Here is a 22,846-nt window from a genome sequence, read left to right as displayed (position 1 = left end):
AATGACCCAAAAACCATAATCAAAGGTGGGTCAGTTCTCGATGGAAAACCTGGGTCACTTCTGGGTGGAAATTAACACGCCGACCTTCAGCGTCGCATAGCTGCCCGCTTTGACCAGTTGCGCCGCTGGAATGGCAAACAGCCATTCGCGATAGAAGATGGTTTCCAAATCCAGTTGGTACATCTCGGGCGAGGTATAGAAGGGCTGTTCAAGCGCATGGCCGGGTTTGCGGCGGGCAAGCAGGCTATGAATGTCGATCATGGCTAGGTTATGTTGACAAATGACGCAGCCAGAGACGGATCGACGTGATGTCGATGAAGGCCAGGAAGCTCTCGGCAGTCTTGTCGTAGCGGGTGGCGACACGGCGGGCGTTCTTCAACTTGTTGAAGCACCGTTCGACCAAGTTGCGCAGACGATACAAGGCTCGGTCGACGCCGACGCGCTTCTTGCGTGACTTGCGCATGGGGATGACGGGCAAGACGTTGCGTTTATCCATGGATTTTCGAATGCTGTCAGCGCCATAGCCTCGGTCGGCTAGCAAGACGCTTAGGGCGGGCAGGTTTTCGGCCATGACCAGATCGAAGCCAAGATAGTCAGAGGTTTGCCCCGCGGTGATCTCGGTCCTCATGGGCAGCCCTGCAGCATTGACGAGGAGGTGGATCTTGGTCGTGAAGCCACCTCTTGAGCGGCCGAAACCCTGTCGCGGAGTTCCCCTTTAGCGCCCGCTGCCTGATGATGGCCTTGTAGGCGGCCAGTTCGGCGGCATCGGGCAGGCTGCCGTGGATCAGCAGGTGGGCAACCTCCTCGTATTCGGCATGCTCGGCCAGGTCGAGGATGTCATAGCCGCGGTAATGCAGGTCGTTGCCGGTCTGGCCGACGCTGCACAGCGCGGTGTTTCCCGCGACCACCCCGGACAGGGCGACCGACTTCTTGGGCAGGGTGACGGAACCGCTCATGCTTCACCTCCAAAATCGAAGATGCCGTGGGGGCGCGGGGCACCCAGCCGGTCGGTGGACACGGCGAAGTTCAGTTGCGCCAGATCGCCCGCCTTCAGGTCGGCCAGGGCTTCGGCTGCGGCCAGGAACCGCTGCTGCTCGGCGGGGTCGATGATCCCGTCCGACAGGGTCAGGAACTTCTCGACATAGTTCCGACGGACGAAGGGACGGGCACCGTCCGGGTGGGCATCGGCCAGGGCCAGGCTGTCCTCGATCACGCGGCCGTCCGTCAAGGTGATGACGACGCGCCCGCCGAAGGCCTTTTCCCTTGGGTCGCGGGCATGATAGCGGCGGGTCCATTCCGGATCCTCGACCGTGCTGATCTTGTGCCACAAGGCCACGGTCTCAGGGCGGGCCGCGCGGTCCGGAGCGTAGGAGGCCTCGTGGTGCCAGCCGCCATCCTCCAGCGCCACGGCAAAGATGTACATGATCGAGTGGTCCAGCGTCTCGCGGCTGGCTTTGGGATCCATCTTCTGAGGATCGTTGGCGCCGGTCCCGATCACGTTGTGGGTGTGATGGCTGGTGTGGATGACGATGCTGTCGATCCGGGACAGATCGCCCAGGCGGCGCACCTCGACCAGCAGATCGTCGCGCAGGGTGGGCGTCATGAATGCCGAGGCGCTGCGCCTGTCCATCCAGACTGGCCAAGCGCATTACTGGAGCCGTTCGCGCAAGACGCTGTGGCACAAGGGTGCGACCAGCGGGCTGGTCCAAACCATTGCCGAAATGCGGATCGACGACGATCAGGATGCCGTCTGGCTGCGGGTCAGGATTGCCGGCGGGGCCAGTTGCCATGTCGGCTACCGGTCCTGTTTCTACCGCGCGGTTCCGTTGGGGCCGATCGGCGCGGTTTCCAGCAGGCCCGGCTTGGCGCGCGCGACATTCAGTGCCTTGGAGGCCGCCTCAGCCGTGAAGGCGCTGCCGTCGTGAAATGTCACCCCCTGCCGCAGGGCAAAGCGCCATTCCAGCCCATCATCGGAAACATGCCAGTCGGTCGCCAGCCCCGGCGTCAAGCGGCCTTCCGCATCCGCGTTCACCAGCGTTTCCGCAATGTCCATCTTGATGAAGAATTTGCCGCCGGTAACAGGATCGGCGTCCTTGATTTCGAACGGAGCCACCACATCGGCGACGCCGTCGTTGGCAAGCGCTGCAAGAGAAGGCCACGACCATGGCCGCGGAAGCAAGCAGTTGAGAGCGCATCGGTATATCCTCAGATTGGCGTTATGTTATTTTATTACTATTCTCGTTACGCAAGTTCTTTTTGTTGAGTTGGTTCTCCCAGCCAAGCGCCATGGTGCGACGTGGATTTCGGGGCGTATGCTGCGGACCGCCGAGAGCCGGAGCCCCAGCTCATCAACGAAGACATCGAAGACATCGAGCGGCCTGAGAACAAATTGCGGCGCAGGACCCAGCTCGGGCCTGAACTGGTCTTGCTGATCATGTTTACAATCTCGATGCCCGCCAAATTTCTAGTAACCTAATTTATCCCCTTAATTTCTGAAGTTTGTAGATTGTTGCCCGCAAAATGAGACTATTTTGCGGATCACACGCTGGTTCATGACCTACTGTATTGCCAGTTGATAAGGGCTTGTTTGTCAGCAGTCTGGATGATGGGCAGCCATAAGGCGTTGAGACGTCTGAAAAGACGCCCAATAGGCCTTCCTGCGTGGGAATCTCCTATCTTTGCAAAGCACTGCAGGGGCGATGTTCAGCCCCCTGCCCCTCTCTAGTAGAGCAGCAAACAAGAATTCCTCGCATTAAACTCGTCACCAAACGACCGTTTTATGATGCATTTCGATTGTGTATATCCGTCTCTGAAGCGTCCCCAACCCGGAGCCCTCCATGCCGCTGATCGGTTATGCCCGTGTTTCCACCGGCGAGCAGACCCTCGACCCGCAGTTAGAGGAACTGCGCGAGGCAGGCTGCGCCAGCATCCACGAAGAACATGCCTCGGGCGCCGACCGCAGCCGCCCTGCCCTTGCGCGGCTTCTGGCCCAGGTCCGGACGGGCGACACGCTGGTGGTGGTGCGGCTCGACCGGCTGGCGCGGTCTCTGTCCCACCTCCTTCAGGTGATCGAGACGCTGGAGGCCAGGGGTGCGCATTTCCGCTCGCTGGGCGACCCCATCGACACGGCCACGCCGCAGGGCCGCTTCTCGTTGCAGGTGATGGGCGCAGTGGCCGAGTTCGAGCGCGCGCTGATCCGCGAGCGCACCAGGGCCGGGCTGCGTTCGGCCCGCGCGCAGGGCCGCATCGGCGGCAATCCGGCCCTGCGGGCGGGCGACCGCGAGGCGATCCGCAAACTGCGGGTGGCACGCGATGAAACCTATTTTCGCAAGCTCGAGGCCTCGGCCGAGGGATGGCTGCCCATGGTCCGCCGCCACCGCCCCGCGATGCCCTGGGACGACCTGGCCCGGCTGGTCCAGGCCCGCACCGGCCAGCCCTGGTCGGTGGAGCGGCTGAAGCGCGCCGCCCGCCGCTATGTCCGCGACGGGCTCTTGCCCGCCACGGTGCTGGAACGGGCGCCCCGCCGCGACGCGGACGACCGGCTGCTGGCGATCGTGGCGGGAATGCGCCATGCCGATCCCGACCTGACGCTGGCAGGCATCGCCGCCCGGCTGGAGCAGATGCGCGAAAGGACGCCGCGCGGCAACACCAGATGGTTCCCCTCGACCGTCAGGCTGCTGCTGCAACGGGCCGAAAGGCAAGGGATAATCGGCGGCACGGGCGAGGAACGGACCCGCCCCCTGCCCTAGCCCACCCGCTTCGGAAGCAAGGTCGCCACCCGTTTCGCGGCGAAACCTAACGCTCCAGCAGGGCCTGGATTTCGACCATCAGGCTGTCCATCAAATCGCTGTCCAGCGCCCGTCCTTCCAGCCGCAGGACATGGGCATTGCCGTCGCGGGCGCGACGGATGGTAATGCCGCTGGCGGTTCGGATCGTCAGGTCGTCGATCCAGCCCTGCTGGACGATGGCCTTGCCGCGCGGCCGGCCGCCGCGGGCGGGGCTGCGCGGCGCGTCCTCCAATTGCGCCAGCAGGGGCTCAAGCAACTGCCATTCTTCCTCGGCATCGTCAGGGGAAACGCCCGACAAGGCCTTGCGCAGCCGCGCCTCGGCCCCGTTGCGCAGGGCCGCCGACAGGCGCAGCCCGCGCTTTTCGGTCAGGGCCTCGGGGAAACGCAGCATGTCGCCCAGTTCCTCGAAGATCAGGGCGAAGGACCGGACCTTGGACCGCTTGGCCTTGGATCCGGTGGAAAACAGTCGGTTCACGGCATCCTCGACATTGGCGAACGCGCCCTGGTTCGCGGCGATCACCGCGATGCGGCCGCGTTCGAAATGGCTGAGCTCCTCGCGGACTTCGTTTTCCTCGACCATCGCGACAAAGGCCGCGTCGGCCTGGGTTCGGGGGCGGACCAGGGCGCGGATATGGTCATACTTCGCGTCCCGCGTCAGGTCGCGAAGGGCGCGGACCGCATGAAGGCGGCGGTAGCCAGACAAAAGGCCGTAACGCGGCCCCTGCCCGCCCGCGCCGCCAAGCTCGAAAACCTCGATGGGCAGGCGCAGGCCGTTGGCGGCGATGGACAGGCGCAATTCCTGCATCTCGCCCTCGTTCATCACCATGCGGTCGCGAATCATCGCCCCTTCGTCGATGCGGTCGACCGGCAGTTCGGCGATAAGAAGCCCCTGCCCTTCGGCCTGGCGCAGCCGTTCGGCATCGGCCTGGTCGCGCAGCCGCGCGGCCCGGACCTCGCCGTCGCCGGTGGTGGCCAGCGATGCGCTTTCGGCGGCCACCTGCGCGATCGGCGCCATCCCCGGACCCAGGGACGGACGCCCGAGGGTTTCGCGGCGAAACTGTTCCTCTATCCGGGTCAGGTCGTCGTTGCTGGGGGTTTCCAGCCGCCTGCGCTTAACCATGGGCCTTCTCCTTCCCGGCCAGTTCGGATTGTTCCATCTGCATGTCGCGCCACCAGGTGCCCAGGATCAGTTCCTTCACCTCGGCCCAGGTGCGATCAAAGGTCTCGCGGCCGCGGACATAGGTGTCGCGGTTGAATTCGCGGTAATCCGCCTCGTAGATGCCGTTCACCTGCTCGCCGGCCTGGCCGACCATGGCCGTCACCTCCTGGCGGAAGGTGGTCATGAAATCGCCGAAATAGGCCTGGATCACGTTGGCCAAGTCGGTCTGCTGGGCCGCGTCGAAGCGGGTGATGATGGCCCGCACCGCGTCCCATTCGAACTTCATCTCGGGCAGGCCGTCCCGGCGACGGGCGGCGTTCTCGCCTTCCTCGACGCTGGCGAAGGTCGAGTAGAGCATGTCGAAGAACCGCCCGGTCGAGTCGAATTCCAGAAACGACGCGCCCAGCGGCACCAGCAGGATGTCGGCCGCCGCCAGCGCGTTGATCGTGAGATAGCCAAGCGCGGGCGGCGTATCGAGGATGATGATGTCGTAATCCTCGACGATGCGGTCGTTGCCGAGCGCGTTGCCAAGCGCGTCCCACAAGGGCCAGCCGCGCAGGCCCATGCGCCAGACCGGCACCTGGAATTCGGCCCAGTAAAGGTTGAGCTGCGCGCCCAGAAGGTCGATGTTGGGCCAGTGGGTCGGCTGGATGATGTCGCGGGCCGTGACCTTTAGCGCCTCGGTCAGGGTCTCGTCGAAGGGCAGGGGGGACTGGCCCGCGGCCTCGCGCACCCGGTTCTCCTCCTGAAGGGCCAGGGCGTAATCCTTGGCGATCAGCGGAAAGGCCGTGGACCATTCGTCGGCCACCCGCCCGCCCATGATCGAGGTGAGGCTGCCCTGGCTGTCGAGGTCGATCACCAGCACCTTGTAGCCGTCCAGAGCCGCGGACATGGCCAGATGCGCCGCGGTCGAGGTCTTGCCGACGCCGCCCTTGAAGTTCGCCACCGCGATGGTCTTGGCGGGCATCCCCTCGGGGCGCCAGGGACGGTATTCGCGCCCGGCCGCGCCTTCCGCGGCGAAATGGTCGCGCAGGCGCAGCACGTCCTCCAGGCTGAACCATTTCGAATTGCCCTCGCCCGTGCCCTGGGGCAGGTCGGGGAACTTGCGCAGCACGCGGCGGAAATGGGCCGGGGCCACGGGGATCAGATAGCGGCAGATCTCCCAGGTGGAAAAGCGGCGCAGGCGTTTCTGGCCGTCGGGCGCATAGCCGCGTTCGGCCAGGTCCTGGCGCCCCCGGGCGGCAAAGGCCGCGGCCTTGGCGAATCGGGCGGTGTCGATGGGGTCCGACAGCCGCTTCGCCGCACGGGCGGGGTCTATGTTGAAATAGGGGGGCAGGGGATCTTTGCCTGATGACATGTTACACTCTCGGCGATGTGCTGCTTGGACGCGACGTTTTCGCAATCTATTGCACATGAGCCGGTTCATGGGAATCGCGCAAGGCAGGTTTCGCGGCGAAATCCCCCCAATGTTCTGAAAAAAGCGTCCTGATTTTAGGGGATCTTTGATTCTTTAAGGATCTTTACGGATGAAATCATAATGTAAAAACAATGACTTAATTCCGACTCGGTGCCCTTTTACAGGCCGGATGGCACCCGTTCACGGGATCGGTGGCACCCGATTCCGGGACAAGCGGCGCCGATTCGCGGGAAACGGGCGTTCAGGGCCGAATCAGGCCCTTGCAAGCGCCCGAACAGGCGGAAAAGCGGCAGGCGCGTCCCGGAAACGGGTGCCTTTGGACGCTGCCCGGGGCCATGGGTGTCCGTTTCCGGGATGGCGCGCGGGCAAAGAACGCCTTGCCTTGGTGCCCGGGGCGCGGTTGTCCCCGGGTACCTTCTGCGTCATAATGGCGGAAAAACGGGGCAGAGCCGATGGACGACATTCCCAGGGACCAGCTGACCGGCGCGCTGCGCCGGGGCGCGGTCAAGAAGCACGTGGCGGCGATCCATGTGTCGGGCAAGCTGACGCTGTTGCAGCGTAAGCTGTCGAACGTGCTGCTGCTCAACGCCTATGACACGCTGACCAGCAGCGCGCGCCACCAGATCGACGCCCGCACCCTGTGCCTGATGATCGGCTACAATTCGAACGACATGGACACGCTGAAGCAGTCGCTGCGCGGCCTGGCCGAGACGGTGGCCGAGTGGGACATGCTGGACGAGAAGGGCCAGCAGGAATGGGGCGTCAGCAGCCTTTTGTCCTATGCCAAGCTGAAGGGGGGCGTCTGCGAATACGCCTATTCCCCGGCGCTTGCCGAAAAGCTGCACGATCCCAAGGTCTTTGCGCTGATCAACCTCAACATCCAGCGCCGCTTCACCAGCGGGCACGCCCTGGCCTTGTATGAAAACTGCTACCGCTTCGTCAGAACGGGATCGACGGGCTGGTGGCCGCTCGATCTGTTCCGGCGGCTGATGGGGGTGGAGGGCTCGGCCTATTACGAGACCTTCAAGCACCTGAACGCCAAGATCATCAAGCCCGCCGTGGCCGAGGTGAACCGCACCAGCAATATCATCGTGACGCCTGACACGAAGAAGATGGGCCGGGCCGTCACCGACATCCGCTTTCGCATCAAGGAAAACCCGCAACTGGCGATCCTGGACATCGACAACGGCGAGGGCGCGCGGCACGGTCCGGTTTATGCCCGGCTGCGCGCGCTCGGCGTCAGCGACCGGCTGGCCCGGCAATGGCTGACCGCCCATGGCGAGGAGCAGGTTCTGGCCAAGCTCGCCTATGTCGAGGCGAAGGAGGGGGTGCGCAGCCGCATCGGCTATCTCAGCGCGGCGCTGGACGGCGAGGGGGCAGGGGGCGCGCCCGCCTTGCCCGCGCCCCAGTCCGCGGCCTCGTCCCCGCCCCCGCCCTCGCCCTCGCCCCGGGCGGAACGCCTGCGCCGGATCCTCGAGGCGGTGAAGGCGCGCACGCCCACGCAGCGCGACGCCGACCGGCGGCTGTTCATGAGCCAGCTTCCCGACGCGCGGCTGCGCGACGACTTCGAGCGGCATGGCTGGATGTCGCCGCTGAACGCCACGCGCGTCGCGCAGTTCTGGCGCGACATGGCGCCGGGCCTGTTCGAGGGGATCGACGGCTAGCGGAGGGCGCCGGCCCGACGGCGGGATGACCGGAGGAGAGAGGGCTCCGCTGCCGGACCGGCCGCCCACAACCGATCCGGCGCAAGGATGTTCCAGGCAGCCTGGCGAACTCTGGCCGGTCGCGCGGTGCCCGGTGGAACATTGCGTCCGGCCCGCCGTTCAGCAGCAGGTCACAAGGGCGGGGCATCGACGGATGAACAGGGTTGCGGACGGAATGCGGGGGGCGACGGTGGTCGTCACCGGCGCCTCGAGCGGGATCGGGCAGGCCACGGCCGAGGCTTTCGCCCGCCAGGGGGCGCGGCTGGTTCTGGTGGCGCGCGACCTCGGCGCCATCGAGGAGGTCGCGGACGGTTGCCGCGACCTGGGGGCCGAGACGCTGGCGCTGGCCGCCGACGTGACGGACGCCATGGCCATGACCGAGGTTGCCCGGCAGGCGGCGGAATTCGGCGGCGGCGTTGATGTCTGGGTCAGCAATGTCGGCACCGGCGCGGTCGGCGCCTTTCACGAGGTGCCGATCGAGGCGCACGAGCAGGTGATCCGGGCCAACCTGATCGGGCACATGAACGATGCCCATGCCGTTCTGCCGATCTTCTTGCAGCAGGGGCGGGGGGTCTTCGTCAACATGATCTCGCTGGGCGGCTTTGCGGCGACGCCCTTCGCGGCGGCCTATAGCGCCAGCAAGTTCGGGCTGCGCGGCTTTGCCGAGGCGCTGCGGGGCGAGCTGATCCACCACAAGGACATCCATGTCTGCGACGTGTACCCGTCCTTTGTCGATACGCCGGGCATCGCGCACGGGGCGAACTATACCGGGAAAAAGCTGTCGGCCCCGCCGCCGGTGCTGGACGCGCGCCGGGTGGCCCGCGCCATCGTGCGGCTGGCCGGGCGGCCGAAGCCCACCACGATGATCGGCGCCCCCACCGCGCTGATCCGGCTGGGTCACGCGATCTCGCCCGGGTTGACGACGCGGGCCATGGCGCTGTTTCTGGAAGGCTATTTCCGCCGTGCGCCCGACGCCCCCATCGACACGGGCACCCTGTTCCGGCCCCCGGCCCGGGCGGGCGGCATCGACGACGGGCTGCGCGCGCCCGCGCAGCGGACGGGCGCGGCGGGCCTGGCGCTTGGTCTGGGGGCGGTCGCGATCCTTGCCGTGGCGCTGCGGGGACGGCGCTAGATGGCCGATGCCGCCTATCCGCCGCTGGACGTGCCGAAGCCCGTCGCCGCCGATGTCTGGATCGTGGACAGCGGCCCGATGAAGGCCATGGGGGTGATCCCGATCCCGGTCCGGTCAACCGTGATCCGCCTGTCCACGGGCGACACCCTGATCCATTCCCCCGCGCGCCTGACGCCCGATCTGCGCCGGCGGATCGAGGAGATCGGCCCGATCCGCCACCTGGTAGCGCCCAACGTCGCGCATTGGACCTTTCTGAAGGACTGGCAGCGCGACTTGCCCGAGGCCGTGACCTGGGCCGCGCCGGGCCTGCGAGACCGCGCGCAGGTCAGGAAATCCGGCCTGCGCCTGGACCGCGACCTGGGCAGCAGCGACGCGCCGGGCTGGCCGCCGGATCTGGACCCCATCGCGGTGCCGGGCGCGGGCGGGTTCTGCGAGGTCGCGCTGCATCACCGGGCCAGCCGGACGCTGATCCTTGCCGATCTGGTGCAGAACCTGGAGGCGCGCAAGCTGCCCTTGGTCTTGCGGCCCTTCGCGGCGGCGGCGGGCGTGCTGGCGCCCGACGGCCGCGCGCCCGCCTATCTGCGCGCCGTTGTCAGGCTGGGCGGAAAGCCCGCGCGCGAGGCGGGGCGGCGGCTCGTCGAAACCCGTCCCGAGCGGGTGATCTTTGCCCATGGCCGCTGGTTCGACCGCGACGGGGCCGCGTTGCTGGAACGTTCGCTGCGCTGGCTGGCGGGCTGACCGGCTCGGGCGGCGGCGGGGGGGCGGCGGCCGCGTCCCCGCCACCGTCCGGGTCAGCCCTGGCCCTTGCCGTTTTCCAGATCGTCATACTGGCGCCGGGCCAGCTCCGATTCGATGGTGCCGCGGTCGCCTTCGGGCGGATCCTCTTGCAGGTGCGGGGACGGGGGGGTGTCGCCGCCCATGCCGTCGTCGCCGTCGTCGCCGATCTCGGAACTGGCCTGCCGCCAGTGTTCCTCATGCTGGCCTTCCGGGCGGCCCTGTTCTTCCCACAGCTGATGAGCCCGCTGCCGGATCTGGTCTTCGCGTCGGGTGGTCATGTCGTCTCCTCCGATGGACATCCAGGCGCGCAACAATCGACGGGGCGGAATGTTCCAGGCGGACGCGTCCCGGTTTTCCCGTCAGAAGTCGGGGGCCAGCATCCCGCGCAGGATGCCGCGGGCGCGGCTGACGCGGCTTTTGATCGTGCCGATGTCGCAATTCATGATGTCCGCCGCACCGACATAGCTTTCCCCCAGGACCGAGATCAGCACCAGCGCCTCGCGGTAATGGGGGGGGCAGCCGGTCCAGGGCGCGCATCAGCTCCTTGCGGCGCAGGTGCCATTCCTGGGTGGGCTGGCTTTTCGGCAGAACCGACACGCAGTCAGTCCGGCCGGTCGTTTCGCGCCCCGCGCGGCGGCAATCGTTGTAGAACCGGCTGCGCATGATGGTGAACAGCCAGGCGCGCAGGTTCGTGCCGGGCCGGTAGGTGCCGGCGTATTCGATGGCCCGCAGCAGGGTTTCCTGCACCAGGTCGTCGGGATCCTGCGCCCCCCGGCACAAGCCCCGCGCAAAGGCCCGAAGCGCGGGCAGGTAATCCAGGATGTCGTCGGACATCCCCGGGGCGGGCGCGCCGCCGGACGGGGCCAGGGCAAGCGCCGGATGCGCGGGGGCCTGTCTGGCAAGGGCGGAAGGCGCGAAATCCAGGGAACCCGTCCGATCAGCCATGCGATCTGACCTGCGCCGGGGCGTTCTTGGGACGGCAGGCCGACGGCCGTGCCATGCCCGGGCGGGCCGGGCGGCGATGAGCGCGGCGCAGCGACGGGACAAGGGTCTTGCGCATGGATCCTCCGGGCGGGTGGCCGGGCAGGTGGCGGCGTTCTAAACCGGGTTCCCGCGCCATTGTTCCCGCCCGGCGGGAAAAAACAACAGGCCTCGGCATCTTGTGGTTTCCAGGGGGCGGAGCTTGGCCTAGAAACGATCAGGCCGCGGAGCACATCGTCATCCGCGCCCGCCATGCCCCGAAGGGCAGCTTGAAGGCCGGAACCATGACCAGCAGCGACGACGACGGCACCTTGCCCGAGCTTGACCCCGGCATCGCCGATCTTCTAGCCGACACCGCCAGGCAGCCGATCCCGCCCCGGCTGAAGCTGCTGGCCGAACGGCTGAAAACCGCCCTGGACGACGCCCTGGACGAGGCCCGCCCGCGCCGCGACAACTGAAGGCGGCCGCGGAGGCCGCGCGGTTGATAAAGGTTGCCCCGACATTGCCCGGGGAACAATCGCGCGCCTGCATGGTTCCCATGCCGGACAGCCGGCACGAGGCTTGCGGGTCGACACCGCCCGCGGCCGCAGGCTGGTCTTTCATCCAAAGCCGGAGTTTTTCGATGTTCTACACCGACAACAAGCTGCAATATCCCGTCCGGGTCGAGTCCCCCGATCCGCTGTTCGCCCGTGCCCTTCAGCAAGCCATCGGCGGGGTCGAGGGCGAGATCCGGGTGGCAATGCAGTATTTCTTCCAGGCCTGCGGCGCGCGCGGCAACCCCAAGTTCCGCGACCTGCTGATGAACACCGCGGCCGAGGAGCTGGGCCATATCGAGATGCTGGCGACCGCCGTGGCCATGAACCTGGAAGGCGCCCCCTTGTCGATGAAGGAGGAAATGGCGGCGGGCGACCGCGCCGTGGCCGCCGTGATGGGGGGCATGAACCTCAAGAACCTGCTTTCGGCGGGGCTGTCGGCGATGCCGGTGGACAGCGACGGCGTGCCCTTCGACATGTCCCACATCTATGCCAGCGGCAACATCGCCGCCGACATGACCGCCAACGTCGCCGCGGAATCGACCGGGCGGACCCTGGCCGTGCGCCTTTACAACATGACAAGCGACGCGGGCATGAAGGACATGCTGCAATACCTGATCGCGCGCGACACCATGCACCAGAACCAGTGGCTTGCGGCGCTTGAGGAGCTGGGCGGCATGACCGGCGCCTTTCCGATCCCCAACAGCCATCCGCAGGCCGAGGAAAAGACCGAGTTCTCGTATGCCTATCTGGGCTTTCAGGCGGACGGCAGCGCGCCCGTCCCGGGCCGCTGGGGCGAAGGGCCGTCCATCGACGGCAAGGGCACCTTCACCACGGGCAAGCTGCAACCGTCCGACCAGAAGCCGGACCTGGGAATGGCCAAGCCGAACAGCGGCGCGCAGTCCGAACAGATCGCCGGCTGATTCCAGGGCCCGCCGGACAGACCGGCGGGCCTTTTCCATCCGGGGGAGGGGACAATGGCACGGTCTGCGGCACGGTCCGCGTGGATGCGCTGGTCAGGCCTTCTGGGCTTCGCGCTCGGCGGGTTCTTCGACGGCATCCTTTTGCACCAGATCCTGCAATGGCACCATCTGCTCAGCCTGGTGCCCGGCATGGTCGACCTGCGGGTGCAGATCCTGTGGGACGGGTATTTCCACGCGCTGATGTACGGGCTGGCCGCGCTGGCGTTGTGGGGATTGTGGCGGGCGCGGGGGCAGGCCGCGGCGGCGGCCGCGACGCTGGGGATGGTGCTGGCGGGCTTCGGGGCCTGGCATGTCGTCGATGCGCTGCTGTCGCACTGGCTTTTGGGCATCCACCGGATCAGGCTGGACAGCCCGGCGCCGCTGGCCTGGGATCTGGGCTGGATGGCAGGCTTCGGGCTGGTTCCGATCCTGATCGGCTGGCGGCTGCTGCGCCGCCCCGGACGGGGCGGACCGCCGCCCGCTGTGCTTGTCTCGGTGCTGGGGGCGATTGCGGCGCTTGGCGGGATCTGGGCCGCGCAGCCGCCCGAAGGGCAGCCCTTCGCCACCATCGTCTTCGCCCCGGGCGTCCACCCCGAGGACGCCCTGGCCCACGCCGGCCTTGGCGACGCCCAGGTGGTCTGGATGGATCCCCTGTCGCAGGTGACGGTGGCGCGGCTAGGGGACGGCAACCCTTGGCCGCTTTACCTCGCCGGAGCCCTGCTGGTCAGCGGCGCGGGCACGCCCCCCGGCTGCTTCGCCTGGACAAAGGTTTGAAAGGAACTCGCCATGACCCCGACCACCGGAGACACCCCATGATCCCGCCCCGCCTGCACGCGGCGCTTGACGCGGTCTCGGCGGCGACGCTGGTTCTGCTGCCGCGCGCGCTGCGCTGGCCCGCGCGCCTGTCGCGCCCGTTGGCGCTGGCCGGTCTGGGCGTGGCCGCCTATTCGTTGGCCACCCGGTACAGCCGGGGCCAGGGCAGGGGCATCGACCTGGACCGGCACCGGATGCTGGACGCCGCGCAGGGGGCCGCCTGCCTGGCGGCGGGGCTGCGCGAGGAAAGGCCCGGCCCGCGCGCTTTCCTGACCGGATACGGCGGCTTTTCGCTGGCCGCCGCCGCCCTGACCAGCCCCGAGGGGCCGCAGGGCATTCCGCTGCCCCCCGGCGCCACGGTCGCCGCCGCAACCATCGGCCCCGACCTGATGCGCCTGCGCTGCGGCATCGTGAACCTGGCCTTTATCGGCGCGCCGGGGGCGGGGGACCGCGCCTGGTTTCTGGTCGATGCGGGGATCGCCGGTGCCGCGTCCTTTATCCGCGCGGCGGCGCGGGCGCGCTTTGGATCGGCGCGGCCCGCCGCCATTCTGCTGACCCACGGCCATTTCGACCATGTGGGCGCGCTGGAACAACTGGCCCGCGAATGGGACGCGCCCGTTCTGGCCCATCCCGCGGAACGGCCCTTTCTGGACGGCAGCCGGTCCTATCCCCCGCCCGCGCCCGAGGTCGGCGGCGGGTTGATGGCGGAACTCTCGCCCTTGTTCCCGCGCGGGCCGATCGACATCGCGGACCGGCTGGCGGACCTGCCGCCCGACGGACTTGTCCCCGGTCTGGACGGCTGGCGCTGGATCCATACGCCCGGCCACACGCCGGGCCATGTCTCGTTCTGGCACGAGGCCACGGGCAGGCTGGTCGCGGGCGACGCGATCAGCGCCACCCGGCAGGAATCCGCGGCAAGCGCCGCCTTGCAGATCCCCAGGCTGCAAGGACCGCCCGCCTATTTCACCACCGACTGGCAGGCGGCCGGGAATTCGGTCCGGCGGCTGGCCGCGCTTCGCCCGCGCGCGATGATCGCGGGCCACGGCCCCGCGCTGGCGGGGCCGGGGTTCCAGGCCGCGCTGGACCGGCTGGCGGACGGTTTCGCCGCTCTCGGCCTGCCGCCCGACAGCCGCTATGCGTCCGCCCTGCCGCCGGGTTCGGATCACGCGCCGCGCTTTCCGCGTGATCCGGGCGCGCGGGATGGTCGCGGCGGGGCCGATCCATGACCGGGGCCTGTTCACCCGCAAGGGCCCGATGCCGCCCGCGGTGCTGCGGGAAAGCGGGTCGGCGATCGCGGATGTCCGGGAAAACGGTCGAGGCGGCCGCCCTTGCGCGGAAATGAAACGGCGTCCGTCCGGGCGGGGCCGCTAAAGGCTGTCCGCCAGGCAGCGGTCCTCGCGCACGCGCAGCAGGTTGTGGACGCGGGTCGCGGCGATCTCGGCCTGGGCCATGGCGACGGCGATCTGGTTCAGCCCGGTCACCACGTCCCCCGCCGCAAAGACCCTGGGCACGGATGTTTCCTGGTGCGCGTCCGTGGTGATGCGGCCGTCCTTGGCCAGATCCAGGCCCAGGCGGCGGGCCAGGCTGTTCTGCGGGTCGATCCCCAGGCCGGAATAAACCGCGCGGAACCGGACCGGACCGCCGCCAAGGGTGACGCCGACGCCCCCTTCGCCGAACTCCCAGTCGGCGGCGGGGTCCGTGACGATCCGCACGCCGGCCTTTTCCAGCTTTTCCCGGACCGGGGCGGCGACGGTCAGTTCGTCGCCCAGCGTCAAAAGGGCGATGTCGGGCGTGTAATGGCGCAGAAACAGCGCCTCGCCCGCCGCGCAGTCGCCCGCGCCGATCACGGCCACGGGCTGGCCGGTCAGCTCGTAGGCGTCGCAGATCGGACATTGGCGCAACAGGCCCCGGCGGGCATGATCCAGCGCGCCGTCCAGGGGCGGCAGGCGGTCGCGCGATCCGGTGGCCAGGATTACGTGATCCGCCGCAAGGGCCTGCCCCGCCGCGATCGCGAAGCCGCCGTTCGGAAGCCGCGCGATGTCCGTGGCCTTGCCGCGCAAAACGGACACGCCGAACCTGTTCATCTGCTGGCGCATCCGGTCCAGCAGGTCGTCGCCGTGGATCCCGTCGGGATAGCCCGGATGGTTGTGGGACCGCGGGATCAGCGAGGCGCGGCTTTCCCCGCCGTCGATCAGCACCACCCGCCGCCGGAAGCGCGCCAGATAGATCGCCGCCGTCATTCCCGCCGGACCGCCTCCGACAACGGCGCAGTCAAAGGTTCCGGTCGCCATGGGATTCCTGCTGGCGCAGGACCGAGGGCCGGAACAGGGCCTCGTCGGTCCGGTCGATCAGGGCAAAGCGGTCCGCCAGGGGGTGATCGAAGCGGATCGGATTGACGCGCTTGTGCCAGGTCATGCGCAGCCGCGCCAGCACGGTGCCCAGGATCCGGCGCGCGTGATCGTCCCCGCCCATGTCCAGCGCCTCGGCCAGCGTCTCGGCCAGCGGGTTGGCCACCGCCTTGGCGGCGAGTCGCGGATCGCGCCCCAAGGCCTCGGCGATGGCGAACACGGCGATGTCCCATTCCAGATAGGTCGCGCCGATCTGCGCCTCGTCGCCGCCGCCGATGCCCAACCCGTCGGTGGGCTTGGCCCGCCAGGTCTTTTCCGGCACGCCGACGTCCCGGGCCAGCCAGGGAATTTCCCAGGACTTGATCAGGCCCTGCACCGGCGCCAGATCGCCCACGTCGCCATGCAGCGTCCAGAAGCCCGCGCAGAGTTCGGAAAAGTTGTCGGTGCTGGCGACGATGCCGCCAAAGCGGTGCGCCTGGTCGTAAAGCGTGATCATCCGCAGCCGGGCGCGCAGGTTGCCCCGCCGCGTCCGGGCCGGGGTGTCGTCCGACCCGGGCATCGCCTCGTCGATCCGGCCAAGGGCCGCCACCATCGCCTCGTATTCCGGGGACAGATCCAGGTGCAGATGCTCCAGGCCCAGGGCCTCGCAGGCCTCGGCCCCGCGTTCGGTCTCGATGGGATCCTGGCGGATCGGCAAGGTGAAGCCGATCACCCGCCAGCCCGCCCGCTTGAACAGCGCCGCCGTCAGCGCGGAATCGACGCCCCCCGACATGCCCAGAACCGCGGTGCCGACCCCGGCCTGGGTCCGGTAATCGGCAAGCTGCCCGGCGATCCGGTCACGCACCCGGGCCAGCCGGTCTTCCTCCAGGAAAAGGCCCGCGTCGATCTGCGCCTTGAGGCGGGCGTCGAACCAGGGGGACAGCCCCCCGGCGGCGGACTGGCGCGACAAGGCCAGGATTTCGGAATACGGCATCGGACCCTCCTTGGCCTGTTTCAGAAGTCGGCGCGCGCGGCGCTGCCCGACGGGGCGACATGCTGGCGGACGGCAGGGGGCAGGCCGGCCCCGATGGCGGCCATGGCATGTTTCATGCCCGGGTTCCGCCGCAGCAGCGGAATGGCGGTTGTCCGGCCCGCCGGTTCTGCCGCCGGTTCTGCCGCCGTGACCGGCGCGGCGCAGGCCGCGAACCCGGAAGGCGCGCAGGCGAAGAACGGCATCGTGGTCCTGACCCCCGACGCGGATTTTTCCGGGAAGTCCGGCAGAACGGACATCCGGGGATCATGCCCGGGCCCGCTCGGTCGCGGGCGCCTGATCGGGTGGGCCTGCCTTTGCCTGGCATGGGCGTTGCGCCACCCGTCGGGAAAGACGTCGCGTGCGGGATCGGCCATGAGTGATCGTCCTTTGCAGGGGATCCGCCAAGCAGGGGATCCGGTATCGCTGAACCCGCCGGTCGGCGCCTCTGTTCCGCGAAAAAGAGCTTGAACATGGATCAACCCGCGCCTCCGGGCCGTTCGGACCGGATGCCCCCGACGATGGCGCGGAAGGTGTCGCCTGCCACCACGTCGTCCAGGGCCAGGGCCAGCTTGGGACGCCAGTTGGGGTATTCGTCCTGGGTGCTGGGCAGGTTCACGGGGCGGATCTCGCCCGCCAGATCCTCGAGCCGCACGGCCATCAGGCGGCAAGGCGTGCGCGCCAGATAGCGGTGCGCGGCCACCACCACGGCCAGCGGCGCGGCCTCGCCCCCGGGCGCGTCCTGTTCCCGCGGCAGCAGGCCCGCGTCGCCCAGGGCGCGGAGCAGGGCCTGCCGTTCGGCGGGGCGGGCTTCGGCCTGCTCGCGGCCCGTGTCCTCGCTGACAAGGGCGAATTCCTGGCGCAGCCGCACATCGTCGCCGCGCCACCATCCCTGAAAGGTCGGCAGGTCATGCGTGGACATGCAGGCCAGCGCGTTCGTCGGGTAGTCCTGGGGCGGGACAAAGGCGACTCCGTCGCGTTCAAAGAACAGGATCCGATAGGACAGGATGCCCGCCGCCTCCATCATCTCGCGGAAGCCGGGGGGCACGTTGCCCAGATCCTCTCCGATGACAACCGCGCCGTGCCGGTTCGAGGCCGCGGCCAGCGCCCGCAGCATGTCGTCCAGCGGATAGCGGGCATAGGCTCCGGCGCTGGCGTCGGCCCCGTCGGGGATCAGGAACAGCTGCCACAGGCCCATGGCGTGGTCGATCCTGACGGCGCCCGCGCGGCGCATCACGCCGCCGATCAGCGTTTCGAAGGACGCGGCCCGCGTGGCGGCCATCGCGGCAGGCGACAAGGGCGCAAGCCCCCAGTCCTGGCCCTTTTCGTTGAAGTAATCGGGCGGCGCGCCGATGCGGATGCCGCCCGGCACATCGGGCCGTCCCCAGCTGCCCGACCCGTCCGCCGCCTCTCCGACCGCGATGTCGAGATAAAGGCCGATGCCCATCCCCGCGTCCCGGCAGGCGTCCTGCGCCCGGGCCAGCTGGAGGTCCGCCTGTTCCTGAAGCCAGCGGTGGAAGGCCAGGTCGGGCGCGTGGTCGCGCGCGAAGGCCGTGACAGCGGGGCCATCGGCATCCTGCCAGGCGGGGGGCCAGCTGCGCCAGCCCGCGCCGTGTCCCCGGGCCGCCATATGGGCCGAAAGCGTTTCGAACAGGGCGTGCCGGTCCAGTTCGGCCCCGTTCCCGCCGCGGAAGGCGTCGCTGGCATCGGGCGCCCCCGCGGCCCGCCATGCCGCGCGCAGGGCGCGCAGCTTCAGGGCGGCGACGGCGGGATAGTCCACCAGATCGGTGGCCTGCAACCGGGCGATCTCGCCGGGGTCGGCCATGTCGGGGGCAAAGCCGGGGATCCGGTCCACGGCGATGTAGAGCGGGTTCAGGAAGCGCCGGTTCGAGGGCGAGAAGGGGCTGCACCGCGCCGGGTCGGCCAGAAACAGCGCGTGCAGCGGGTTGAGGCCGACAAAGGCGGCCCCCTGCGCGCCCAGGATGGCGGCCAGGGTTTCCAGATCGGCGAAGTCGCCGATGCCCCAGTTCCGCGCCGTGCGGATCTGGTAAAGCTGCACCGCCACCCCCCAGGCCGGAGGGCCTTCGGGCAGGCGGCAGCGCACGCCCTCGGGGGCCTCCAGCGCCCGAGGGCGCATCGCGGGGGCGGGTCCGAAGGCCGCGACAAGCTTTTCCAGCGTCTCGTCGGGCACCTCGTGGCGGGTGCCGCCGACGCCTTCGTAATCCGGCTGGATGCCAAGCTCGCGCGCCCGCGCCCTGATGTCGGTCATGGAAAGCCTCGAAGCGAAAAGGGCGCGTCAGTCGCCGTGGACGATGTAAAGGCCTGTTCCCGCCCCGTGCCCCAGGGACCGGTCGCGCATGCGGTCGGAAAAGGTGTCGCCGTGGCCCGCGTGTTCTTCCTTGGGCTCGGTGAAGTCCACGTCCCGCGTGGTTCCCCGGATGCCGTCGGGCAGGGCCGTGCCGGCGTCGGCTGCGGGCATGGAGCCGCCGGCCTGCCGGTTCAGGACGGACAAGGCGCGGTCGTGTTCGGCCTGCGACCGGCAGGCCACGACCAGCACCGCCCCGTGTGCCGCGACGGCGGAGGAGACCGCCTGGCGGTCGGCCTCGGGCAGGCGGGCCAGGGCGGGATGGGCCGGGCTGCCGCCTGCATCCTGGATGCTGCCGTCTTCGACGCCGGCGTTTCGCAAGGCCTGGGCTGCGGCGGCGGCCGCCTCGCGGTCGGCAAGCACCGCCACGATGAAGGAGGGCCGTCCGGCCCCTTCGGTGTGTTCCAAGGTCTGCGCCACGGGTCTTCTCCCTTGCTGCGACGGCCCGGCCTGCGCTGGCCGGGCATGGAAGGAAAAACAAGCGGGCGGGGAAATTGTTCCGGGACCGCGCGGCGGGCCGCGCCATGCGCCCATGGCGACGGGCCGCGGTTCGGACCGGCCGCGCGGGTCAGGCCATGCCGTCGCGGGCGGGGGACATGGCCCATCCGGGCGCCGGACGGGGCCGAGGCGGCGGCGCGTTCAGGCCCGCCCGGGGCGGGAAACGCAAAAGGCCCGCCGGGGGGCGGGCCGGGGTCGGCAGGCTGTCCGCGCGGATCAGGCGCGCGACATGGCGGCCAGGGCGGCGCCGGTCGGCTCGATCCCAAGGCGGCGCAGGTCTGCGGCAGCGGGCGCGTGGTGCGAGCGCACGGCGGCCGAGGCGGAAATCGCGGCGTCCATCACGTCCAGAAACGCGCGGATGCGGATCATGGCGTTGCGGAGGGCGGTCATGTCGGGTCTCGCTTTCTGTTCTTGGTTGACAGGGTGAAGATGGGCCTTTCCCCGCCATGCCGCAACGCGGCATTCGCGCAGATCCGTCATGCGGACCCTGCATGGGTCGGACCGGCGGCAAGCTGGTCGCCGGTCCGCGCCACCGCCGCAAGGGCCGCGTCGATGTCCTCGTCCGTGGTGCGGTGGTTGCAGATCGCCGCCCGCAAGCCGTGCCGGCCATGAACCGTCGTGTCCGAGAAGGCGGCGACGCCCTCTTCCTGGAGGCGCATCATGATCTCTGCGTTCAGCGCGGCCAGGGCCGTGGGGTCCAGCCCGCCGGGGTCATAGCGGAAACACACGATGTCCAGCGTGACCGGGAACAGCCGCACCAGCCGGGGATGGGCGTCGATCCCGGCCGCCATGCGCCGCGCCTGGTCGATGTTGCGCCCGATGATCCGGCCGAACCGCGCGGCGCCGTGTTCGCGCAGCATCATCCAGACCTTCAGCGCCCGGAACCCGCGGGTGGTCTGGATGCCCAGATCCAGCAGCCAGCCCCCCGCCGCGATCCCGCGCAGGGCCGGGTCCAGATAGGGGGAATGCAGCGCGAAGCTGTCCAGATGGGCGGCCGCGTCGCGCACCAGCGCGCAGCCCGCCTCGAAGGGGACATGCAGGCCCTTGTGCGGATCCAGGGCCAGGCTGTCGGCGCGCCCGATCCCGTCCAGCAGATGCGCATGGGCGGGCGACAGCCGGGCCAGCGCGCAGATGCAGCCATCGACATGAAACCAAAGCCCCCGGTCGCGGCACAGGTCGGCCAGGGCGGGCAGGGGGTCCACGGCCCCCGTGTTGACCGTCCCCGCGCTGGCGATGACGCAGGCGGGCTGCCAGCCTTCCGCCCGATCCTCGTCCACGGCGCGGGCCAGGGCCGCCATGTCCATGCGGCAATCGGGACCGGTGGGGATGCGGCGCAGGGCGCGGTTGCCCAGGCCCAGAAGCTCCACCGCCTTCTGGTGGCAGCCATGCACCTGGTCCGAGGCGTAGAAGCGCAGGGGCCGGGGCAGGGCGGCCAGCCCCCCTTCGCGCAGGTCCGCGCCCGCCATGCGGTTCCTGGCCACCGTCAGCCCGATCAGGTTGGCGACCGATCCGCCGCTGGTCAGCGTGCCGCTGGCGCCGTCGGGAAAGCCCACGATCCGGCGCAGCCAGTCGATCACCTGACGTTCGCATTCCGCCGCCCCGTGATCGCCCCCGCCCAGGTTCGATCCGTCGGCGGCGGCCAGGAAATCGGCCAAGGCCCCCGTCAGGCTGGAGGCGCCCATGTACCACATCCAGAAGCGGGGATGGGTGTTGCCCATGGAATAGTCCAGCACCCCGTCCCAGGCCTGGTCCACCACCCGGTCCAGGGGCGTCGGTTCCACCGGCAGCGGCTGGCGCAGCCCGTCGCGCGCCGCCTGCGGCATGGGCCGCCAGACGGGGCGGTCGCGCAGGGCGGCGGTGCGGGCGATGGCCCGGTCCACCGCGTCATGGGCGATGCGGGCGAATTCGCCCCAGTCCGGAGGGTCCAGCGTTTCCACCGCCGTCATCCCATCCGGTAGCCGGGCGTGGATTCGGACAAGGCGCGTTCCTCGTCGTCCATGTCCTCGGGGATGTTCTGGAACAGCGGCGTGGACAGGTAACGCTCGCCCGTGTCGGGCATCATCGACAGGATGATCGTGCCGGGTTCGGCCTTTTCCGCGATGCGCATCGCCACGGCAAAGGTGGACCCGCCCGACACGCCGGTCAGGATGCCTTCCTTCGCGGCCAGCTTGCGCGCCCAGTCCATGCCCTCGGACCCCGGAATGGGGATCAGCTCGTCATAGCCGCCGTTGTCCAGCGCCTCTTGCAGGACATAGGGGATGAAGTCCGGGGTCCAGCCCTGGATCGGATGGGGCTCGAAGGCGGGGTGGCTGACGGCGGGGGCGTGGTCGGGGCCGCGCTCCTGGGGGACGCCGCTGGAGACAAGGGCGGCGTTGGCGGGTTCGGTCAGGATGATCTTCACCTCGGGGCGTTCGCGGCGCAGCACGCGCGACAGGCCCGTGACCGTGCCCCCGGTGCCGTATCCGGTGACCACGTAGTCCAGCCGCCCGCCCGCGAAATCGCCCAGGATTTCCCGCGCCGTGGTGGATTCGTGGATGTCGGCGTTGGCTTCCGTCTCGAACTGGCGGGCCAGGAACCAGCCGTGCTTTTGCGCCAGTTCCACCGCCTTGTTGTACATGCCGGTGCCCTTCTGCGCGCGGGGCGTCAGCACGACCTTGGCGCCCATCATCCGCATCAGGCGCCGCCGTTCCACGGAAAAGCTGTCGGCCATGGTCACGACCAGCGGATAGCCCTTTTGCGCGCAGACCATCGCCAGGCCGATGCCCGTGTTGCCGCTGGTCGCCTCGACCACGGTCTGGCCGGGCCTGAGCGTTCCCGCACGCTCGGCCGCCTCGATGATGTTCAGCGCCAGGCGGTCCTTGACGGATGCGGCGGGATTGAAGAACTCGGCCTTGACATAGATCGTCACGCCTTCGGGCGCGAGGTTGTTGATGCGGACGGTCGGCGTGTCGCCCACCGTGTCCAGGATGCTGTCATACAGGCGCCCGCGTCCCCGGGTGGTTCTGATGGTTTGTGACATGAACGGATGCTCCCAAAGGTAACTGGACGCATCATAGACCGGGGAGCGCCGAAAAGCTTGATGCATGGCAAGGAAATCGCGCAGGACGCCCCCTTTCGGCGCCCTGCGGGCGCATGATCCGCGGCTTCGGCGATGATCATCCGGACGACCGGCGGTTCAAGCTGTGGCGGAAGGGCCGGCCCGGTCCGGCCGCGCCTCAGGTGTTCCCGGTTCCGCGGGAACTGCCGCGCGCGGGCGGGCGGGGCGCGACGACCAGGCCGAAAACGGGGGCCGCCACCTGCGCGCGGCCGCGGCGGATCGGGGGCGAGCTGGGGCGGGGCGGGGTCGCGCGACCCGAAAAGG

Annotated in this window: 24 protein-coding genes and 3 pseudogenes; 9 read left to right on the top strand and 18 right to left on the bottom strand. The window is 69.1% G+C overall.

The features are described from left to right. Positions 1 to 54: 54 nt before the first annotated feature. The 4 genes and pseudogenes from ACFOM8_RS17315 to ACFOM8_RS17300 form a co-directional block, all read right to left on the bottom strand. Positions 55 to 261 (bottom strand): hypothetical protein, encoded by a 207-nt coding sequence (locus tag ACFOM8_RS17315; RefSeq protein WP_377763373.1) that lies wholly within the window; start codon positions 259 to 261, stop codon positions 55 to 57. A 7-nt stretch (positions 262 to 268) separates the two neighbouring features. Then, a pseudogene (locus ACFOM8_RS17310) lies at positions 269 to 747 on the bottom strand (IS5 family transposase); the annotation flags it as partial. A gap of 26 nt (positions 748 to 773) precedes the next feature. Continuing rightward, a pseudogene (locus tag ACFOM8_RS17305) lies at positions 774 to 956 on the bottom strand (citrate/2-methylcitrate synthase); the annotation flags it as partial. Further along, positions 953 to 1,630 (bottom strand): hypothetical protein, encoded by a 678-nt coding sequence (locus tag ACFOM8_RS17300; protein WP_377763372.1) that lies wholly within the window; start codon positions 1,628 to 1,630, stop codon positions 953 to 955. The pseudogene ACFOM8_RS17305 and the gene ACFOM8_RS17300, both read right to left, overlap by 4 nt. Between ACFOM8_RS17300 and ACFOM8_RS17295 the strand changes: the two genes are divergently transcribed. Next, positions 1,524 to 1,925, top strand: a complete 402-nt coding sequence (locus ACFOM8_RS17295; RefSeq protein WP_377763370.1) for a phosphoribosyl-AMP cyclohydrolase — start codon at positions 1,524 to 1,526, stop codon at positions 1,923 to 1,925. The genes ACFOM8_RS17300 and ACFOM8_RS17295 overlap by 107 nt on opposite strands. Here the strand turns inward: ACFOM8_RS17295 and ACFOM8_RS17290 are convergent. Continuing rightward, complete coding sequence (locus tag ACFOM8_RS17290) at positions 1,811 to 2,113, bottom strand: ABC transporter substrate-binding protein (RefSeq protein WP_377763369.1); 303 nt, start codon at positions 2,111 to 2,113, stop codon at positions 1,811 to 1,813. The genes ACFOM8_RS17295 and ACFOM8_RS17290 overlap by 115 nt on opposite strands. Positions 2,114 to 2,837: 724 nt before the next feature. On the opposite strand from ACFOM8_RS17290, the gene ACFOM8_RS17285 reads away from it, so the two are divergent. Further along, entirely contained in the window at positions 2,838 to 3,749 is a 912-nt protein-coding gene (locus tag ACFOM8_RS17285; protein WP_377763368.1) for a recombinase family protein, read from the top strand. Positions 3,750 to 3,795: 46 nt separating this feature from the next. Here ACFOM8_RS17285 and ACFOM8_RS17280 read toward each other — a convergent pair whose 3' ends face one another. Together ACFOM8_RS17280 and ACFOM8_RS17275 are read right to left on the bottom strand one after the other, a co-directional pair. Continuing rightward, positions 3,796 to 4,908 (bottom strand): ParB/RepB/Spo0J family partition protein, encoded by a 1,113-nt coding sequence (locus tag ACFOM8_RS17280; RefSeq protein WP_377763367.1) that lies wholly within the window; start codon positions 4,906 to 4,908, stop codon positions 3,796 to 3,798. Further along, complete coding sequence (locus ACFOM8_RS17275) at positions 4,901 to 6,304, bottom strand: AAA family ATPase (protein WP_377763365.1); 1,404 nt, start codon at positions 6,302 to 6,304, stop codon at positions 4,901 to 4,903. The genes ACFOM8_RS17280 and ACFOM8_RS17275 overlap by 8 nt, the downstream gene beginning before the upstream one ends. A gap of 512 nt (positions 6,305 to 6,816) precedes the next feature. Between ACFOM8_RS17275 and ACFOM8_RS17270 the strand changes: the two genes are divergently transcribed. The 3 genes from ACFOM8_RS17270 to ACFOM8_RS17260 all read left to right on the top strand — a co-directional run bounded on the left by ACFOM8_RS17270 (position 6,817) and on the right by ACFOM8_RS17260 (position 9,937). Continuing rightward, positions 6,817 to 8,028 carry a replication initiation protein gene (locus ACFOM8_RS17270; protein WP_377763364.1) on the top strand — a complete coding sequence of 404 codons (1,212 nt, stop codon included), beginning with the start codon at positions 6,817 to 6,819 and terminating at the stop codon, positions 8,026 to 8,028. A 193-nt stretch (positions 8,029 to 8,221) separates the two neighbouring features. After that, the gene (locus ACFOM8_RS17265) at positions 8,222 to 9,199 is read left to right on the top strand and encodes an SDR family oxidoreductase (RefSeq protein ID WP_377763363.1); all 978 of its coding nucleotides are present in this window, start codon (positions 8,222 to 8,224) and stop codon (positions 9,197 to 9,199) included. Further along, positions 9,200 to 9,937, top strand: a complete 738-nt coding sequence (locus ACFOM8_RS17260) for a DUF4336 domain-containing protein (RefSeq protein ID WP_377763361.1) — start codon at positions 9,200 to 9,202, stop codon at positions 9,935 to 9,937. Positions 9,938 to 9,990: 53 nt separating this feature from the next. On the opposite strand, the gene ACFOM8_RS17255 is transcribed toward ACFOM8_RS17260, so the two are convergent. The 3 genes and pseudogenes from ACFOM8_RS17255 to ACFOM8_RS17245 all read right to left on the bottom strand — a co-directional run. Next, positions 9,991 to 10,254, bottom strand: a complete 264-nt coding sequence (locus ACFOM8_RS17255; protein WP_377763360.1) for a DUF2934 domain-containing protein — start codon at positions 10,252 to 10,254, stop codon at positions 9,991 to 9,993. Between the two features lie 81 nt (positions 10,255 to 10,335). Beyond that, a complete protein-coding gene (locus tag ACFOM8_RS17250; protein WP_377763358.1) occupies positions 10,336 to 10,467 on the bottom strand; it encodes a sigma factor-like helix-turn-helix DNA-binding protein in 132 nt (43 codons plus the stop codon). Between the two features lie 190 nt (positions 10,468 to 10,657). Next, positions 10,658 to 10,810 (bottom strand): annotated as a pseudogene (locus tag ACFOM8_RS17245) (sigma factor); the annotation flags it as partial. A 431-nt stretch (positions 10,811 to 11,241) separates the two neighbouring features. Here ACFOM8_RS17245 and ACFOM8_RS17240 point away from each other — a divergent pair. The 4 genes from ACFOM8_RS17240 (at position 11,242) to ACFOM8_RS17225 (ending at position 14,491) form a co-directional block, all read left to right on the top strand. Beyond that, a complete protein-coding gene (locus ACFOM8_RS17240) occupies positions 11,242 to 11,415 on the top strand; it encodes a hypothetical protein (protein WP_377763356.1) in 174 nt (57 codons plus the stop codon). Between the two features lie 164 nt (positions 11,416 to 11,579). Next, on the top strand, positions 11,580 to 12,413 hold the full coding sequence (locus ACFOM8_RS17235; RefSeq protein WP_377763355.1) for a manganese catalase family protein: 834 nt from the start codon (positions 11,580 to 11,582) through the stop codon (positions 12,411 to 12,413). An 84-nt stretch (positions 12,414 to 12,497) separates the two neighbouring features. Beyond that, positions 12,498 to 13,226 (top strand): DUF2243 domain-containing protein, encoded by a 729-nt coding sequence (locus ACFOM8_RS17230; RefSeq protein ID WP_377763353.1) that lies wholly within the window; start codon positions 12,498 to 12,500, stop codon positions 13,224 to 13,226. 38 nt (positions 13,227 to 13,264) lie between these two features. Beyond that, complete coding sequence (locus ACFOM8_RS17225; RefSeq protein WP_377763352.1) at positions 13,265 to 14,491, top strand: MBL fold metallo-hydrolase; 1,227 nt, start codon at positions 13,265 to 13,267, stop codon at positions 14,489 to 14,491. A gap of 141 nt (positions 14,492 to 14,632) precedes the next feature. On the opposite strand, the gene ACFOM8_RS17220 is transcribed toward ACFOM8_RS17225, so the two are convergent. From ACFOM8_RS17220 to ACFOM8_RS17185, 8 genes are all read right to left on the bottom strand, one after another. Next, a complete protein-coding gene (locus ACFOM8_RS17220; RefSeq protein ID WP_377763350.1) occupies positions 14,633 to 15,556 on the bottom strand; it encodes an NAD(P)/FAD-dependent oxidoreductase in 924 nt (307 codons plus the stop codon). After that, positions 15,537 to 16,586, bottom strand: coding sequence for an NAD(+) synthase (gene nadE / locus ACFOM8_RS17215; protein ID WP_377763349.1), 1,050 nt, complete (start codon positions 16,584 to 16,586; stop codon positions 15,537 to 15,539). Before nadE ends, ACFOM8_RS17220 begins: the two co-directional genes overlap by 20 nt. A 20-nt stretch (positions 16,587 to 16,606) precedes the next feature. Continuing rightward, positions 16,607 to 16,882, bottom strand: coding sequence for a hypothetical protein (locus tag ACFOM8_RS17210; RefSeq protein WP_377763347.1), 276 nt, complete (start codon positions 16,880 to 16,882; stop codon positions 16,607 to 16,609). 218 nt (positions 16,883 to 17,100) lie between these two features. After that, positions 17,101 to 18,891 (bottom strand): 4-alpha-glucanotransferase, encoded by a 1,791-nt coding sequence (malQ, locus tag ACFOM8_RS17205; protein WP_377763346.1) that lies wholly within the window; start codon positions 18,889 to 18,891, stop codon positions 17,101 to 17,103. A 27-nt stretch (positions 18,892 to 18,918) separates the two neighbouring features. Further along, positions 18,919 to 19,407, bottom strand: coding sequence for a hypothetical protein (locus tag ACFOM8_RS17200; protein WP_377763344.1), 489 nt, complete (start codon positions 19,405 to 19,407; stop codon positions 18,919 to 18,921). A 294-nt stretch (positions 19,408 to 19,701) separates the two neighbouring features. Beyond that, positions 19,702 to 19,875: a hypothetical protein gene (locus ACFOM8_RS17195; protein WP_377763343.1), complete on the bottom strand. Its 174-nt coding sequence runs from the start codon at positions 19,873 to 19,875 to the stop codon at positions 19,702 to 19,704. A gap of 86 nt (positions 19,876 to 19,961) precedes the next feature. Then, the gene (locus ACFOM8_RS17190; protein WP_377763341.1) at positions 19,962 to 21,431 is read right to left on the bottom strand and encodes a pyridoxal phosphate-dependent decarboxylase family protein; all 1,470 of its coding nucleotides are present in this window, start codon (positions 21,429 to 21,431) and stop codon (positions 19,962 to 19,964) included. Continuing rightward, entirely contained in the window at positions 21,428 to 22,504 is a 1,077-nt protein-coding gene (locus ACFOM8_RS17185) for a PLP-dependent cysteine synthase family protein (protein ID WP_377763340.1), read from the bottom strand. The genes ACFOM8_RS17190 and ACFOM8_RS17185 overlap by 4 nt, the downstream gene beginning before the upstream one ends. Positions 22,505 to 22,846 lie beyond the last annotated feature (342 nt).

Source organism: Paracoccus angustae, from assembly GCF_042648745.1.
GTDB lineage: Bacteria > Pseudomonadota > Alphaproteobacteria > Rhodobacterales > Rhodobacteraceae > Paracoccus > Paracoccus angustae.
This window is presented reverse-complemented; position numbering and strand designations above follow the sequence as displayed.

Excerpts from the sequence above, each read along its gene's own strand:
- ACFOM8_RS17315 (WP_377763373.1), bottom strand. The coding sequence starts at position 261 with ATGATCGACATTCATAGCCTGCTTGCCCGCCGCAAACCCGGCCATGCG.
- ACFOM8_RS17295 (WP_377763370.1), top strand. The coding sequence starts at position 1,524 with ATGACGATGCTGTCGATCCGGGACAGATCGCCCAGGCGGCGCACCTCG.
- ACFOM8_RS17300 (WP_377763372.1), bottom strand. The coding sequence starts at position 1,630 with ATGGACAGGCGCAGCGCCTCGGCATTCATGACGCCCACCCTGCGCGAC.
- ACFOM8_RS17285 (WP_377763368.1), top strand. The coding sequence starts at position 2,838 with ATGCCGCTGATCGGTTATGCCCGTGTTTCCACCGGCGAGCAGACCCTC.
- ACFOM8_RS17280 (WP_377763367.1), bottom strand. The coding sequence starts at position 4,908 with ATGGTTAAGCGCAGGCGGCTGGAAACCCCCAGCAACGACGACCTGACC.
- ACFOM8_RS17275 (WP_377763365.1), bottom strand. The coding sequence starts at position 6,304 with ATGTCATCAGGCAAAGATCCCCTGCCCCCCTATTTCAACATAGACCCC.
- ACFOM8_RS17270 (WP_377763364.1), top strand. The coding sequence starts at position 6,817 with ATGGACGACATTCCCAGGGACCAGCTGACCGGCGCGCTGCGCCGGGGC.
- ACFOM8_RS17265 (WP_377763363.1), top strand. The coding sequence starts at position 8,222 with ATGAACAGGGTTGCGGACGGAATGCGGGGGGCGACGGTGGTCGTCACC.
- ACFOM8_RS17260 (WP_377763361.1), top strand. The coding sequence starts at position 9,200 with ATGGCCGATGCCGCCTATCCGCCGCTGGACGTGCCGAAGCCCGTCGCC.
- ACFOM8_RS17255 (WP_377763360.1), bottom strand. The coding sequence starts at position 10,254 with ATGACCACCCGACGCGAAGACCAGATCCGGCAGCGGGCTCATCAGCTG.
- ACFOM8_RS17240 (WP_377763356.1), top strand. The coding sequence starts at position 11,242 with ATGACCAGCAGCGACGACGACGGCACCTTGCCCGAGCTTGACCCCGGC.
- ACFOM8_RS17235 (WP_377763355.1), top strand. The coding sequence starts at position 11,580 with ATGTTCTACACCGACAACAAGCTGCAATATCCCGTCCGGGTCGAGTCC.
- ACFOM8_RS17230 (WP_377763353.1), top strand. The coding sequence starts at position 12,498 with ATGCGCTGGTCAGGCCTTCTGGGCTTCGCGCTCGGCGGGTTCTTCGAC.
- ACFOM8_RS17225 (WP_377763352.1), top strand. The coding sequence starts at position 13,265 with ATGATCCCGCCCCGCCTGCACGCGGCGCTTGACGCGGTCTCGGCGGCG.
- ACFOM8_RS17220 (WP_377763350.1), bottom strand. The coding sequence starts at position 15,556 with ATGGCGACCGGAACCTTTGACTGCGCCGTTGTCGGAGGCGGTCCGGCG.
- nadE (WP_377763349.1), bottom strand. The coding sequence starts at position 16,586 with ATGCCGTATTCCGAAATCCTGGCCTTGTCGCGCCAGTCCGCCGCCGGG.
- ACFOM8_RS17210 (WP_377763347.1), bottom strand. The coding sequence starts at position 16,882 with ATGTCCGTTCTGCCGGACTTCCCGGAAAAATCCGCGTCGGGGGTCAGG.
- malQ (WP_377763346.1), bottom strand. The coding sequence starts at position 18,891 with ATGACCGACATCAGGGCGCGGGCGCGCGAGCTTGGCATCCAGCCGGAT.
- ACFOM8_RS17195 (WP_377763343.1), bottom strand. The coding sequence starts at position 19,875 with ATGACCGCCCTCCGCAACGCCATGATCCGCATCCGCGCGTTTCTGGAC.
- ACFOM8_RS17190 (WP_377763341.1), bottom strand. The coding sequence starts at position 21,431 with ATGACGGCGGTGGAAACGCTGGACCCTCCGGACTGGGGCGAATTCGCC.
- ACFOM8_RS17185 (WP_377763340.1), bottom strand. The coding sequence starts at position 22,504 with ATGTCACAAACCATCAGAACCACCCGGGGACGCGGGCGCCTGTATGAC.